This window comes from Photorhabdus kleinii, from assembly GCF_025384885.1.
GTDB lineage: Bacteria > Pseudomonadota > Gammaproteobacteria > Enterobacterales > Enterobacteriaceae > Photorhabdus > Photorhabdus kayaii.
Map to the genome: position 1 here is coordinate 1 of NZ_JAJAFY010000024.1, position 15526 is coordinate 15526.

The 15526-nt window shown below is 42.3% G+C and carries 14 protein-coding genes and 1 pseudogene; 7 read left to right on the forward strand and 8 right to left on the reverse strand.

From position 1 onward, the window contains the following. Positions 1–5: 5 nt before the first annotated feature. From LG003_RS23465 to LG003_RS12525, 3 genes are all read right to left on the reverse strand, one after another. Positions 6–272: a DUF1240 domain-containing protein gene (locus tag LG003_RS23465; RefSeq protein WP_390894139.1), complete on the reverse strand. Its 267-nt coding sequence runs from the start codon at positions 270–272 to the stop codon at positions 6–8. Positions 273–393: 121 nt separating this feature from the next. Beyond that, the gene (locus LG003_RS12520) at positions 394–879 is read right to left on the reverse strand and encodes a hypothetical protein (protein WP_262980872.1); all 486 of its coding nucleotides are present in this window, start codon (positions 877–879) and stop codon (positions 394–396) included. A gap of 156 nt (positions 880–1035) precedes the next feature. Beyond that, positions 1036–1380: a hypothetical protein gene (locus LG003_RS12525; RefSeq protein WP_262980873.1), complete on the reverse strand. Its 345-nt coding sequence runs from the start codon at positions 1378–1380 to the stop codon at positions 1036–1038. Positions 1381–1915: 535 nt separating this feature from the next. Here LG003_RS12525 and LG003_RS12530 point away from each other — a divergent pair. Then, positions 1916–3304: pseudogene (locus LG003_RS12530) on the forward strand (TrlF family ATPase); the annotation flags it as partial. Then, positions 3264–3608: an ATP-binding protein gene (locus tag LG003_RS12535; RefSeq protein ID WP_262980875.1), complete on the forward strand. Its 345-nt coding sequence runs from the start codon at positions 3264–3266 to the stop codon at positions 3606–3608. The pseudogene LG003_RS12530 and the gene LG003_RS12535, both read left to right, overlap by 41 nt. 175 nt (positions 3609–3783) lie before the next feature. Here LG003_RS12535 and mnmE read toward each other — a convergent pair whose 3' ends face one another. The 5 genes from mnmE to rpmH form a co-directional block, all read right to left on the reverse strand. Beyond that, entirely contained in the window at positions 3784–5148 is a 1365-nt protein-coding gene (gene mnmE, locus LG003_RS12540) for a tRNA uridine-5-carboxymethylaminomethyl(34) synthesis GTPase MnmE (protein WP_262980876.1), read from the reverse strand. Between the two features lie 241 nt (positions 5149–5389). Beyond that, on the reverse strand, positions 5390–7030 hold the full coding sequence (gene yidC / locus LG003_RS12545) for a membrane protein insertase YidC (RefSeq protein ID WP_262980877.1): 1641 nt from the start codon (positions 7028–7030) through the stop codon (positions 5390–5392). Positions 7031–7032: 2 nt separating this feature from the next. Continuing rightward, positions 7033–7293, reverse strand: a complete 261-nt coding sequence (gene yidD, locus LG003_RS12550; protein ID WP_112879275.1) for a membrane protein insertion efficiency factor YidD — start codon at positions 7291–7293, stop codon at positions 7033–7035. Further along, positions 7257–7616 carry a ribonuclease P protein component gene (rnpA, locus tag LG003_RS12555; protein ID WP_112879276.1) on the reverse strand — a complete coding sequence of 120 codons (360 nt, stop codon included), beginning with the start codon at positions 7614–7616 and terminating at the stop codon, positions 7257–7259. The genes yidD and rnpA overlap by 37 nt, the downstream gene beginning before the upstream one ends. A gap of 16 nt (positions 7617–7632) precedes the next feature. Beyond that, complete coding sequence (rpmH, locus tag LG003_RS12560; protein WP_004093983.1) at positions 7633–7773, reverse strand: 50S ribosomal protein L34; 141 nt, start codon at positions 7771–7773, stop codon at positions 7633–7635. 690 nt (positions 7774–8463) lie between these two features. Here rpmH and dnaA point away from each other — a divergent pair. The 5 genes from dnaA to LG003_RS12585 all read left to right on the forward strand — a co-directional run bounded on the left by dnaA (position 8464) and on the right by LG003_RS12585 (position 15125). Further along, positions 8464–9852, forward strand: coding sequence for a chromosomal replication initiator protein DnaA (gene dnaA, locus LG003_RS12565; protein ID WP_112879277.1), 1389 nt, complete (start codon positions 8464–8466; stop codon positions 9850–9852). Between the two features lie 4 nt (positions 9853–9856). Beyond that, complete coding sequence (gene dnaN / locus LG003_RS12570; protein ID WP_112879278.1) at positions 9857–10957, forward strand: DNA polymerase III subunit beta; 1101 nt, start codon at positions 9857–9859, stop codon at positions 10955–10957. A gap of 21 nt (positions 10958–10978) precedes the next feature. Then, complete coding sequence (recF, locus tag LG003_RS12575) at positions 10979–12070, forward strand: DNA replication/repair protein RecF (RefSeq protein WP_112879279.1); 1092 nt, start codon at positions 10979–10981, stop codon at positions 12068–12070. Between the two features lie 19 nt (positions 12071–12089). Further along, positions 12090–14504: a DNA topoisomerase (ATP-hydrolyzing) subunit B gene (gene gyrB / locus LG003_RS12580; RefSeq protein ID WP_262980878.1), complete on the forward strand. Its 2415-nt coding sequence runs from the start codon at positions 12090–12092 to the stop codon at positions 14502–14504. Between the two features lie 141 nt (positions 14505–14645). Beyond that, entirely contained in the window at positions 14646–15125 is a 480-nt protein-coding gene (locus LG003_RS12585) for an Hcp family type VI secretion system effector (RefSeq protein ID WP_262980879.1), read from the forward strand. The last annotated feature ends 401 nt before the right edge of the window (positions 15126–15526 follow it).

The window sequence follows — 15526 nt, forward strand, 5'->3', positions numbered from 1 at the left end:
TATTCTTAGTGACAAAGTGAAATGTCCTTAACATACTTATTTTGAGCCATCCATGATGATTTACTACAGATTAAATATCCCTCAGATTTTAATTCATCATCAACATAAAAAGATACAAATAAAGTAAGAATAAACCCCATTATTGATACACATGAAAGATAATCCCAAATTTTACTATTGAGATTTTTTGTTCTATTTTTAGCAATCCTTAAAAAGCATAATAAATATGAATAAGCAAAGGAGTAAACCAAATAAATCCCGCACTCTTCCATGAAAATGGAATAACACTATCACGCCTAAAAAACCTATATAATCATTTAATGAGAAAAATACAAATAATGCCGCCATAAAAAAACAAATAGCGAACCTAAATATATTTTTATTTTATTTATATTATCCACGGCTATATCTACCCCACATATTAAAAAATTGATCTGCCGTAGGTGTTCCTACAAGCACATTTCTTTTTCTATTTTTTATATTTTTTATATTTTTTATATTTTTTATATTTTTTATATTTTTAATTATTCTTTCACTAATTTTAAAATAATCATCCAACCAATATAAAGCAAACGAAACTCCAACCCCAAGAGCAAAAACGCCAAGAGCTACAAGCATAAGACTTCCCCCTACAGCTAAGAGTGGAGAAACTATTAGAGTATTAGCAGCCGTAGCAATACCTATTGAAATAGCTAATTTTGCACCATCTATTGTTAAGTTCACAAACAAATCAGCTAATCCATAATCATCTTTAAGTATTAACTCAACGGCTCTATATGCTGCTGAGAATACTATACCGAATCTAGCACCTTTAACAATCCCATCATGAATACCTAGAGTACCTACTCCAAAAGAGACTATATACCCGTTATCTTTCAAGTTGCCTCTTTGTTGGCTGCACTCGCTCACCCCGGTCACATAGTTTGCTATGCTCCCGGGGATTCTCTCCCTTGCCGTTGCGATGCATCTTGAAATCCATTGGGTATACGTGGATTATTAGCAAGATATCTTGTAGAATTTAAATAGTCTCTCACACTAGGGTAGGGTAGGGTAACCTGTCAATTTTATATATTTTTTACCATCTTTCCCGGCATACTCCGTTGCCTTAACACCGAAACCTCTTAAATCATTTACTATTTTAGCCACGCCATAAGAGTCTTTTATATTACCAGCAAATGATGAAACTGGATCAGCATAAGAATAAAAGGTTTTAACATTATTTTTCCATTTATTATAGAAGTTATGATCTAGTGTTTTTATATAATTTATTGCCTCATCTTCTGTTAATAAAGCAATAACTTCTTGGTTTAGTTTAAATTGATGCTCCAATTCCAATAGCATACGGTTATATTTTTGATCTTCTATTTTTTTTAAAATCAAAATGATCTTCTAATCTGTAATCATTATCAACAAATGTTTTTAACCGTAGGTCATACTTCATTTTATAACTCCATCTATATTATATAGTTTATTGAAGTTTTATTTCATATTTTATCGGACTTAGCTATTTTTTCTTTAATTTTTCTGAATTATTGGGAACTGGATCAAGTTTCCCTGTTGAGGATTGACACTCTGTTTTAATCTGTTCGATAAGATTAAGCCTGACATCTTTTAAATATGTACTGAGTTGTTTCGAATTAGTCACTTTCATATTGAGGTCAACCAATTTGAGCAGTTAACCTCATTGTTACACGGTATAACAGGTAAATCAATTTTTACACGCTAAAACCGTTAAATGTAATTTAACCTGTTATAGCCGGTAAAAAAATTCCACATCCTCCTTCTACAAATTCACTTACCAATACAAAATGTGAAAAATATTATTAAAACAATTTGTTATGTGCATTCTGGAGTAAGTATGGATCAAAGTATTTACTCCCTAATTAATACTATGCTTAGTAAAACTTTGTTCTGAAAGGATAATCGTAAAACCATTACTCGTGCGCTTAGCCAAAAAGCAGATGTTGAGGCAGAAGTTGAGCGCTTACCCAAGTTATTGGATCAGGCTAAACAATTCCAAGCGCTGGGTATTGATGAAAAGTTGAAAGTGATTCCAAAGCTGGAAAAGGAAAAACAACTGAGTGGGAGAGTTAATGAAGAAATTGCTCGAGTAAAAGAAGCTATCAACATCTTAAAAGACAGTTTGCCAGATACGGTATTTTTAAGCGATGCCAGCTTAGAAGGATTGCCACACTTAGATCTTTTAAAACAAAAGCGTCAAGTTTTAGAAATGTTAAAGAGCTCTTTAACTCAATGTTTAATCCAGGTTGAGGAGCTCTCCAGTAAAGCCTCGAGTGATTTACTTCCTCTACAGCAACAACTGTCGGAAAGGTTACAAGCGGAAGAAGAACAACTTGAAAATGCGTTTAAAGACATACCTACAAGTCAGGGTAAAACGGGTCGGCAGATTGACGCTGAATATCAAACCTTACTCAAGCAAATTGAACAGATTCGCCCAAAAGAAACTACCTTGCAAAACCGACAAACCCAACTCAACGAGCTCTATAGTCAGCGCAAGAAACTATTGCTTGAGTTAGATCAGCAGACCAGCGCACGTGCTAGCGCCATGCAGAAGTCGGTTAAACGGCTCACTCGCAAGTTGGATCAGAAGGTACGCCTTAGTCTGAATTCTAAAGGTAACCGCCAAGAATTAGTGAATTTCCTGAGTGATTGCAATTTGGAAGGTGTTGGGCAGGAAAGACTAGCGTGGGTTTTAGAGGGTGAGTTCACACCAGCTAATCTTGCTGCCACTATTCGCCAAGGTGAGGCTGAATTAACCTCTAATTTCGGTATATCTAATTCCGTTGTACGAGCGTTAAGCCGTTTGCCTGAATGTAAACTGCTTGAGCTAGAAGAGTTGCAGCTTCCCGATACAATGGCGATTGAGCTGAATATAACTCACGGTGAACGGGAAGCCGTTTTCCGCCCAATTGGGGAACTATCGACCGGCCAACAATGTACGGCGATTTTGCACCTGTTGCTATTGGACAACCAAGATCCACTTATCCTTGATCAGCCGGAGGATAACCTTGATAACGCCTTTATTGCTGAGCGTATAGTTTCTGAGCTGCGCAGAGCCAAGCTAAGCCGACAGTTCTTATTCGCAACCCACAACGCCAATATTCCGGTATTTGGTGACGCGGAATGGATTGGTGTGCTGAGTGTGGAAGATAGCAAAGGGTTGATCCTGCCAGAACAGCAGGGTGCGATCGATATGCCAGAAGTGCAAAAACTAGCGGCAGATATATTGGAAGGTGGTAAGAGTGCGTTTAATCAACGCCGTGAAAAGTACGGCTTTAACTGAATGCTTTACTTCCTTGGGAGAGAACGATGTTAAAAACAGAATTGAGGTTTCTAGTTATTCCGACCGGCTTGAAGTAATTAGCCTAGGTTCTTTACCAAACTCCATGACGGTAGAAAAAATGAAAGCAGGACAGCGTTCACCCAGAAATACCATTGTTATGGAAGTATTACGTGATTATGGCTATGTCGATTACCGAGGAATGGGTGTGAGGACTAAAATTATGCCACTAACGAAAGCGTTAACAGGTAAAGATCCTGAGTTTGATTTGGCAGGCGATCATTTAAAAACAATCTTGTTTCGGTAACAGATGTTGTGGCTGTTGGAACAGCGTATACCGCACTGTATTTGGCGCTTTTAAAACAGCGCCATTTTTTAAAAGCAATCGGAAAACGACTTTGCAATGCGCGATGGAATTCCGGTAAAACGGATCAAAGCGAAGTAAATGGGTTTTGAAGCGTTACACTTTAAAAATGACCACTTCACTTACCAATACAAAAACTCGAAAAAATCCTTCCTAGCAGATCATCGGAAGTAAATTCACCCGTGATCTCACTCAATGCCTGCTGCGCCAGACGCAGCTCTTCTGCCAGCAATTCACCTGAACGAGCAACCACCAATTGTTCATGGCCCTGTTGTAAATGCTCCGCCGCGGTATTTAATGCTTGTAAATGACGACGACGAGCCAAGAAACCACCTTCGGTATTACTACTAAAACCCATCGTTTCTTTTAGATGATCGCGCAATAAATCGATACCTTCACCGCTACGGGCAGAAAGTCTAACCAGCGAGTAACCACTTACTTCGGCAATACTTGTCTCTTCATCAGTCATATCTGTCTTATTACGAACGACTGTGATAGGGAGCGATTTAGGCAGACGAGCCATAAATTCAGGCCAGATTTCCACAGGTTCAACCGCGTTCGTTGTCGTGCTATCTACCATAAACAGTACACGATCAGCCTGCTCAATTTCCTGCCAAGCACGCTCAATACCAATACGCTCAACTTCGTCACTGGCTTCACGCAAACCTGCGGTATCAATAATATGCAACGGCATACCGTCAATATGGATATGTTCACGCAACACATCACGGGTTGTGCCTGCAATATCCGTCACAATCGCCGCTTCACGGCCTGCTAATGCATTAAGCAAGCTGGACTTCCCTGCATTAGGGCGACCGGCGATAACAACTTTCATCCCTTCACGTAAAAGGCTACCCTGACGAGCCTGAGCACGTACACGCCCAAGCTCAGCCATCACTTCATCCAATTTGGCCTCGATTTTCCCATCAGAAAGGAAATCAATCTCTTCATCTGGAAAATCAATAGCCGCTTCTACATAGATTCGTAAGTGAGTAAGTGCTTCCACCATCTGGTGAACTTGAGTCGAAAAAGCGCCCTGTAAGGAATTCATCGCTGAACGGGCAGCCTGCTCCGAACTGGCATCGATCAGGTCAGCAATGGCTTCCGCCTGAGCTAAATCCAGTTTGTCATTAAGAAAAGCGCGTTCAGAAAACTCACCAGGATTAGCGATTCGCACACCTGGCAGAGTCAGAATACGTTTAAGTAGCAAATCGAGAATAACCGGCCCACCATGCCCTTGAAGCTCCAGTACATCTTCTCCGGTAAATGAATTGGGTCCCGGAAAGTAAATAGCAATTCCCTGATCAAGTACCTGACCATCTACATCACGAAATGGCAGATAATCTGCATAACGGGGTTTGGGTAATTTACCTAATACCACCTCAGCGACCTGTGCAGCTTTCGGGCCGGAAACACGCAAAATGCCAACCCCTCCTCGCCCTAGTGGGGTAGCCTGAGCAACAATCGTATCCGTGGTATTCATGGTTATCTCTCTATTGACTTTTTCGCTCAAATTGCTTTTAACTCAAATAGTTAAGGCGGTCAATGACCGCCTTTCCCGTTACAACGGCCAGCATGTATTCTGGCTGAAGCTATACCCGTCATCTTTCAAGTTGCCTCTTTGTTGGCTGCACTCACTCACCCCGGTCACATCGTTATCTATGCTCCCGGGGATTCGCTCCCTTGCCGCCGCGATGCATCTTGAAATCCATAGGGTATATGTTTTATTTCGCTGGCTTTTTCTCGCGACTATGCAAACCGCGTTTTTCCAGCCCACGATAAATCAATTGCTGCTGAATAATTGTCACCAAATTACTGACGATATAGTACAAAACCAGACCTGATGGGAACCATAAGAAGAATATGGTAAATATGACTGGCATATAGGTCATAATCTTCTGTTGCATCGGATCAGTAATTGTTGTCGGAGACATTTTCTGGATGATGAACATGGTCACACCCATCAGCAACGGCAGGATGTAATAAGGATCTTGCGCAGACAGATCATTAATCCAGCCAGCAAATGGCGCATGACGCAATTCAACAGAACCCATCAACATGTAATATAAAGCAAGGAAGATTGGCATTTGAATCAACAGAGGCAAACAGCCACCCAGTGGGTTCACTTTCTCTGCTTTGTACAATGCCATCATTTCCTGGCTCATACGCTGTTTATCATCACCAATCCGCTCGCGCATAGCCGCCAATTTAGGCTGTAACAGACGCATTTTCGCCATTGAAGTGTATTGTGCTTTGGTCAGCGGGTACATGATACCACGCACAATAAAGGTGATAACAATGATGGAGAAGCCCCAGTTACCAATAAAACCATGCAGGAACTTCAACAGTTTAAATAATGGCTGAGAGATAAACCACAACCAACCATAGTCTACAGACAGATCCAGATGAGGTGCTACAGCGGCCATTTCATCTTGAATTTCCGGACCAATCCACAGTGTAGAAGAGACCGTTTTTTCACTGTTAGCGGCAACAGAGATTGGTGCACTCTTATAGCCAATCGCCGCCATCTCTTTACCTAATGCGGCAGTGTAGAAGGTACTGGTTTCATTCACCGCGGGAACCCAAGCGGTAGCAAAATATTGCTGCAACATGGCAATCCAGCCACCTTTGGTGGTCACGGATAAAGATTCACCTTCAATATCGCTAAAGCTGTATTTTTTGTATTTGGTATCATCTGAAGAATAGGCGGCGCCACGATAAGTATGCAGGGCAAAGTTACTGCTGCCTGTATCACGATGCTTGGGTAGTTCAACACTTTGTTTCAACTGACCAAAGAAGGTCATCTGTAACGGTTTTTCTGTCGTGTTATGAATATGGTAATCCACACTAATCGCGTATTCACCACGTTTCAGGACAAATGTTTTGACGTAAACAATGCCATCTTTAGTGACGAAATTCATCGGGATACGCAATTCATCCTGTCCATCAGCCAATACATAGCTATCCTGTGCTGCGGTATACAGCGGGCGCTCACTATTCATCGGGTTATCTGGACCATCTTTCCCCGTCAATCCGCTTTGCGCTTGATAAATGAAAGCAGGTGTTGTTTCCAACAATTTGAATGGCTGGTTTGAACCCAAGGTATCAGGATAGGCTAACAGGTCAGCCTCTTCGATATCACCGCCACGAGTATTGATGGTCAAAGAGAGCACATCAGTTTTAACCGTGATAAGTTTACCTTTTCCACTGCCTGGTACAGCTTGATTCTCACTGCTCGGCATATCCGTTTGTTGCGTGGCCTGTACTGTCGTTGGCTGCGGATTTTTATCTGCTTCCCATGCTTGCCAGACCAAGAAAGAAACGAACAGCAAAGCGATGAGAAGAAGATTACGTTGCGAATCCATCGTTAGTGTTCTCTGTTATCGTTGTTTTTTACCGGTGGGACAGGATCATCACCACCTTCATGTAAAGGGTGGCATTTTAATACGCGTTTCACCGTTAACCAACAGCCTTTTATCACCCCAAATCGACATAATGCCTCAATGCCATATTGAGAGCATGTAGGATTAAAGCGACAACGAGGCCCCAACAGCGGGCTTATTACCAACTGATATCCCCGGATTAATGCGATCAGGAAACGCGAGCCAAACGACAGTGACGACGCCATAATTTACCCAACGCCTCCGTTAACGCACGGTTATCAAGCTCAGCAACGCCTTTCCTAACCAATACCACAAAATCCATAGGAGGCAAGTTATGTTGGTTTAAACGGAAGCTTTCACGGGCTAACCGCTTAATCCGGTTACGCTCATGAGCACGTTTAACATTTTTCTTGGCTATAGTAAGACCGATACGGGGATGCCCCAGCTCGTTCGGGCGACCAAGGATAGTAATCTCTGGCGAACTTGCCCGTTGGGGTTGCTGGAAAACATAAGTGAAATACTTGGGAGTTAACAAGCGTAACTCCCTCGGAAAAGCGAGCTTAACCACTAGATGGTTAGCTTTATTACTTAGAAACGGTCAGACGAGTACGGCCTTTTGCACGACGGCGAGCCAGAACCTGACGACCATTTTTGGTAGCCATACGAGCGCGGAAACCATGAGAACGGTTACGCTTCAGTACGGATGGTTGGAAAGTGCGTTTCATAGCGATTTCTACCTAACTTAAGATTATTACTGATTCAGTAAATGCGTTGGCAGCCAGTGAGAAATAGACACCGATGCCTCAATCGCAACATCAATATAAAAGAAGCGGGATTGTAATAAAATGTACAGCCCTGAGTCAATTTACATAACACAAAGTCGGCCGGCTTTTCTACTGAGTTGGATGTTTACCAACACTCTGGCCCATGCGTACACCAGACCCTTCACCAAACATTATCGGTAAAAACTCTGGTATCGCACATAGGGTGCAATATTATACGGACTACTGAACAAAGCGCAACGATCACTGGCAGATCTTCGTTTTTTGTTATGATCCTTGGCCCGATTTTATTTCGAATATCGGCTTATCCTCGATCTGCATTTGGCATCCTCCATAATTCCACTACAACCCCTTTACAGCCCTTTATTTCACACACAATTTTATCCTGTGGATAAAAAGCGCTTAAACTGTGTAAAAGAATGAAGATCTATATCGTCTTTTGCGCTATGATCCCAAGCCATGATTTGGATCTTATCCTCGGATCATGGGGGAGCGATGACATTAAAAATCGCCATACACATAACAATTGATCCTTCCTCGCCTTAGAGGAGTCGTTGTTTTGTACCCAATATAATGAGCTAACCACTCCGATTTCTTTAATTGTTAATTGGCCTTGTTTTAGGGGAGTCCACCGTGTCACTTTCGCTTTGGCAGCAATGTCTTGCCCGATTGCAGGATGAATTACCTGCCACAGAATTCAGTATGTGGATACGCCCCCTTCAGGCAGAGCTAAGTGGTAACACTCTGGCACTTTATGCCCCAAATCGGTTCGTTCTGGACTGGGTAAGAGAGAAGTATATCAACAATATCAATGGATTGTTGAATGACTTCTGTGGAGCAGAAGTACCATTATTACGTTTCGAAGTTGGCAATAAACCCGTTTCCCAAAACGATAGCCCACCACAAAGGGTTGTTGCTCATACGCCAGTTACACCTGCACCACAGAGCACATCAGTACGCCCCAGTTGGGATAACACTACGGTACAACCAGAGCTCTCTTATCGCTCTAATGTTAACCAAAAACATACTTTTGATAACTTTGTTGAAGGTAAATCCAACCAACTTGCTCGTGCTGCTGCAAGACAGGTAGCTGATAATCCCGGCGGTGCCTATAACCCACTATTTCTTTATGGTGGTACGGGTTTGGGTAAAACCCACCTATTACATGCCGTAGGTAACAGTATTATGGCACGTAAGGCAAATGCCAAGGTGGTCTATATGCATTCTGAACGTTTTGTTCAGGATATGGTCAAGGCATTACAAAATAATGCAATAGAAGAGTTCAAACGCTATTACCGCTCTGTCGACGCATTACTGATCGATGATATTCAGTTTTTTGCCAATAAAGAACGCTCTCAAGAAGAGTTCTTCCACACATTCAATGCATTACTGGAAGGTAATCAACAGATTATTCTGACATCAGATCGCTACCCAAAAGAGATCAATGGGGTAGAAGATCGGTTAAAATCCCGTTTTGGCTGGGGGCTAACCGTTGCAATTGAACCACCGGAACTCGAAACCCGTGTCGCTATTTTGATGAAAAAGGCAGACGAAAACGAAATCCAGTTACCAGGCGAAGTTGCTTTCTTTATAGCCAAACGTCTGCGTTCTAATGTCCGTGAGCTTGAAGGGGCATTGAACAGGGTAATAGCAAATGCCAATTTTACTGGCCGAGCGATTACTATTGATTTTGTACGTGAAGCATTACGTGATCTGTTAGCACTGCAAGAAAAACTGGTTACCATTGATAATATTCAGAAAACAGTCGCTGAGTATTATAAAATCAAGGTGGCCGATTTACTTTCCAAACGGCGCTCCCGTTCCGTTGCCCGTCCAAGGCAAATGGCAATGGCGCTGGCAAAAGAGTTAACCAACCACAGCTTGCCTGAAATCGGGGATGCCTTTGGTGGACGTGACCACACAACTGTGCTGCATGCTTGTCGTAAAATCGAGCAACTGCGTGAAGAAAGTCACGACATCAAAGAGGATTTTTCTAACTTAATCAGAACATTGTCTTCCTAGTGCTATGAAATTTATCATTGAACGTGAGCAATTGTTAAAACCACTGCAACAGGTCAGTAGCCCGCTGAGTGGGCGTCCTACCCTGCCTATTCTTGGTAATTTATTACTACAGGTTACAGAAGGTTCCCTGTTGCTGACCGGCACAGATTTAGAAATGGAAATGATGGCAAGAGTCACGCTTTCATTGCCACACGAAGAAGGTGCAACCACGGTACCGGCACGTAAATTCTTTGATATCTGGCGAGGTTTGCCAGATGGGGCCGAGATCAGTGTAGAACTGGATGGCGACCGCCTATTGGTGCGTTCTGGTCGCAGCCGTTTCTCACTTTCCACACTGCCCGCTTCTGATTTTCCAAATCTTGATGACTGGCAAAGTGAGGTGGAGTTTTCACTGCCACAAGCCACACTGAAGCGCCTTATTGAATCAACTCAGTTCTCAATGGCTCACCAGGATGTCCGCTATTACCTCAACGGTATGTTGTTTGAAACCGAAGGAGAAGAGCTGCGTACAGTTGCAACGGATGGTCACCGTCTGGCAGTCTGTTCTATGGGAATTGGTCAAAAGCTGCCTTCCCATTCGGTCATCGTGCCACGTAAAGGCGTTATTGAACTAATGAGATTGCTGGATGGTGGCGATACTCCGCTACAGTTACAAATCGGCAGTAACAATATTCGTGCCCACGTTGGCGACTTTATTTTCACCTCTAAATTGGTGGATGGACGTTTTCCTGATTATCGTCGCGTATTACCAAAGAACCCGGATAAAACTCTGGAAGCTAATTGCGATATGCTGAAACAGGCTTTTTCACGCGCAGCTATTCTCTCTAATGAGAAATTTCGCGGAGTTCGCCTTTATTTCAGTGAAAACCAGCTAAAAATCACAGCAAATAACCCTGAACAGGAAGAAGCCGAAGAGATTGTAGATGTCAGCTACCAAGGTGCTGAAATGGAAATAGGCTTTAATGTCAGTTACGTGCTAGATGTTCTCAATACACTAAGATGTGAAGAGGTCCGTTTACTACTGACTGATGCTATTTCCAGTGTTCAGATAGAAGACTGTGCAAACCACAATGCGGCTTATGTCGTGATGCCAATGCGCCTGTAACCGGATTTTTATTTCAGGTATATGACTCTCACGCGTTTACTTATCCGCGGTTTTCGTAATATCGCCGCCGCTGATTTGCCTCTAGCTACCGGATTTAACTTTCTGGTTGGATCTAATGGCAGCGGCAAAACCAGCGTACTGGAAGCGATTTATACGCTGGGTCACGGGCGCTCTTTTCGTAGTATTCAAGCAGGACGGGTAATCCGTCATGACTGCGATGAGTTCGTTCTGCATGGGCGGTTAGGACAACAGGAGAATGAGCGGGAACGGTCTATCGGTCTGAGTAAAAACCGTAATGGCGACAGTAAAGTCAGAATTGATGGTAGTGATGGCTGTAAAATTGCAGAACTGGCCAAGATGTTACCTATGCAGCTTATTACTCCAGAAGGGTTTACCCTGTTAAATGGCGGGCCAAAGTATCGACGGGCTTTTATTGACTGGGGGTGCTTTCACAATGAGCCACGCTTTTTTTCTGCATGGGTAAACTTAAAACGGCTACTCAAACAACGCAATGCAGCACTACGACAAGTTACCCGCTACAGCCAGATACGGCCTTGGGATCAGGAATTGGTACCACTCGCTAACCAAATAAATCAGTGGCGTGGTGAATATGTTACAAACATCACTCAGGATATCACGAATACCTGTAAGCAGTTCTTACCCGAATTTACATTAAGTTTCTCTTTTCAACAGGGATGGGACAAAGAGAGTGATTATGCTGAATTACTGGAGCGCCAATTTGAGCGTGACAGAACGTTAACCTATACAGCTTCCGGCCCACACAAGGCAGATCTGCGCATTCGTGCAGAAGGAACACCAGTAGAAGATATGCTATCCCGCGGTCAATTAAAGTTACTGATGTGCGCACTGCGGCTAGCACAGGGTGAATATTTCACCCGACAGAGCGGACAACAATGTCTGTATCTGCTTGATGATTTTGCCTCCGAACTGGATGCCGGCCGCCGTCAGTTGCTGGCCGCTCGTCTAAAATCCACGCAAGCTCAGGTATTTGTCAGTGCGATAAATCCTGACCAAATAACAGACATGCTTGATGGAAATAGCAAGATGTTTCGCGTGGAAAATGGCAAAATAGAGGTTCAACCACAGGATTAAAAATGAGCGAGAAACGTTGATGTCGAATACATATGACTCCTCAAGTATCAAGGTATTAAAAGGGCTGGATGCGGTTCGTAAACGTCCGGGCATGTATATCGGTGATACAGACGATGGTACCGGCTTACACCACATGGTCTTCGAGGTTGTCGACAACGCTATCGACGAAGCCCTCGCAGGCCACTGTAGTGAAGTTATCGTCACTATCCATGCTGATAACTCAGTCTCCGTACAGGATGATGGCCGCGGTATTCCTACCGGTATACACGAAGAAGAAGGTGTTTCAGCAGCCGAAGTTATTATGACGGTGCTGCATGCGGGGGGTAAATTCGATGATAACTCTTATAAGGTCTCCGGCGGTTTGCACGGCGTAGGGGTTTCTGTTGTTAACGCCTTGTCTGAAAAGCTGGAGTTGGTTATCCGCCGTGACGGTAAAGTTCATGAACAGACTTATCACCTTGGTGTGCCACAAAGCCCACTGAAAGTCGTTGGAGAAACTGAACAAACAGGTACCCGTGTCCGCTTCTGGCCGAGCATGGATACTTTCCGTAATAACACAGAATTCCAGCACGACATTCTGGCTAAACGCCTGCGTGAACTATCCTTCCTGAATTCCGGTGTATCCATCCGTCTTATTGATAAGCGCACTAATATAGAAGACCACTTCCATTATGAAGGTGGAATTAAAGCGTTTGTTGAGTTCCTAAATAAAAACAAAACACCCATTCATCCAAATGTTTTCTATTTTTCTACAGAAAAAGATGGCATCGGCGTTGAAATTTCAATGCAATGGAATGATGGTTTCCAGGAAAATATTTACTGCTTTACCAATAATATCCCACAACGCGATGGGGGAACTCACTTAGTTGGCTTCCGCACTGCGATGACACGTACCCTTAATAGTTACATGGATAAAGAAGGGTACAACAAGAAATCTAAAGTCAGCGCCACCGGCGATGATGCACGTGAAGGTTTGGTCGCAGTTATTTCTGTTAAAGTACCTGATCCAAAATTCTCTTCTCAGACCAAAGATAAACTGGTTTCTTCCGAGGTGAAAACGGCGGTTGAAACACTGATGAACGAGAAGCTGGTGGAATACCTGCTGGAAAACCCAAATGACGCTAAAACCGTCGTTGGTAAAATTATCGACGCTGCCCGTGCCCGTGAAGCAGCCCGTAAAGCACGTGAAATGACACGTCGTAAAGGTGCTCTTGATCTGGCTGGACTGCCAGGCAAACTGGCTGATTGTCAGGAACGTGATCCCGCACTTTCTGAACTCTACTTAGTGGAAGGGGACTCTGCGGGCGGTTCGGCAAAACAGGGCCGTAACCGCAAAAATCAGGCAATTTTGCCGCTAAAAGGCAAAATCCTGAATGTCGAAAAAGCACGTTTCGATAAAATGCTCTCTTCTCAAGAAGTCGCGACCCTGATCACTGCATTGGGCTGTGGAATTGGCCGTGACGAATATAACCCAGATAAGCTGCGTTACCACAGCATTATCATCATGACGGATGCGGACGTCGATGGTTCTCATATTCGTACCCTATTGCTGACTTTCTTCTATCGTCAAATGCCAGAAATCATTGAACGTGGTCATGTATTTATTGCTCAACCACCGTTGTATAAAGTCAAAAAAGGCAAACAAGAACAATATATTAAAGATGATGAAGCAATGGATGAATACCAACTATCCATTGCACTAGATGGCGCTTCACTTTACACCAATGAGCACACGCCAGCCCTGAGAGGCGAACCGCTGGAAAAATTGGTGACCGAATTTAATGGTGTTCAAAAAATCATTAAACGCATGGAACGTCTGTATCCGCTAAGTTTATTAAATAGCCTAATTTATCATCCGAAACTGACCGAAGAAGTATTGTCTGATAAGACGAAAGTTGAAGAATGGATTGAAATGCTGGTCACCCGTCTGAATGACAGTGAACAAAACGGCAGCAGCTACAGTTATCGCCTCCATGAAAATCGTGAGCGCCAAATGTACGAACCGATTCTGTGTGTTCGTACACATGGTGTTGATACTGATTATCTGTTGGACTTCGATTTTGTCCACGGTGGCGAATATCACCGTATCACTCAGCTAGGCGATAAACTTCGCAACTTGATCGAAGAAAGCGCTTATATCGAACGTGGTGAACGACGCCAATCGGTTAGCAGCTTTGAACAAGCGCTAAACTGGTTGACTAAAGAGTCTCGCCGTGGATTGTCTATACAGCGTTATAAAGGCTTGGGAGAAATGAACCCTGAACAGTTATGGGAAACTACCATGAACCCAGAAACCCGCCGCATGATGCGTGTAACAGTAAAAGATGCCATTGCAACTGACCAACTGTTTACAACTCTGATGGGTGATGCTGTTGAACCTCGTCGAGCATTTATTGAAGAGAATGCCCTGAAAGCAGCCAATATTGATATCTAATTGATATTATTATCAACTGAAATAAGCGCTCATATTGATTCTCTATGGGCGCTTTTTTTATCTGTTATTTCCAATAGATAAAGTGTAATTTATTTAATGTTTCTGTAAAACATCACTTAAATATAATCTAAGGATATAAATATGGCTGACATGATTTACATGACAATAAAGGGGAAAAAACAGGGATTAATATCGGCTGGATGTTCTTCTGTTGATTCTATTGGTAATAAATATCAAGCAAACCATCTTGATCAGATATTAGTTTATAGCTTAAGCCATGCGATAACACGGGCTCAAAATGTCGATCATCAACCCATTATTATCCAAAAACCTATCGACAAATCATCACCATTACTCGGTGTGGCTATTTCTGATAATGAGTCTCTTGAATGCTCTATTGATTTTTACCGAACTAACTCAAATGGTGCTCAAGAACGTTATTACAATATAAAGATCACTGGCGCCACAATCACTGAAATAAGTGTCTTACATCCACATTCATTGAATCATAATGAGCTTCCACCACAGGAAAGTATTTCGTTAAAATATACAAACATTACCTGGAATCACCTTATCGCAGGTACTGGCGGTTATAGTATTTTGGATGACAGGATTTATTAAATAATCAAAACAAGGCGTTTTAATTTAACACCTTATTTCATTATTGAACTTTTTTCGGTAGAACCAAAGCATATAAAACAGAGAATATCATACTTCCTATTTTAATATCTTCACTATTTAAATTAATAAAAATTGATATAACTTCATGATATCCATCATATTTAACAATAAATAATTGAATTGAACAAAAAATTACTATTATAAAGAAACCAAAAACAGAGAGTATATAACTTCTTTTTTTTCTATGAAAAATTTTATAAAAAAAAGAAAAAGCAAAATAATCAATGATAAAGAATAGTACAGAAAAACATCCTGCCAAGTAGATTGAGTGGAAATTGTAACATCAATATAATCCATCATTATTTTTCCTTTTCTAGCTGATAAATACTCAGAACTGTAGC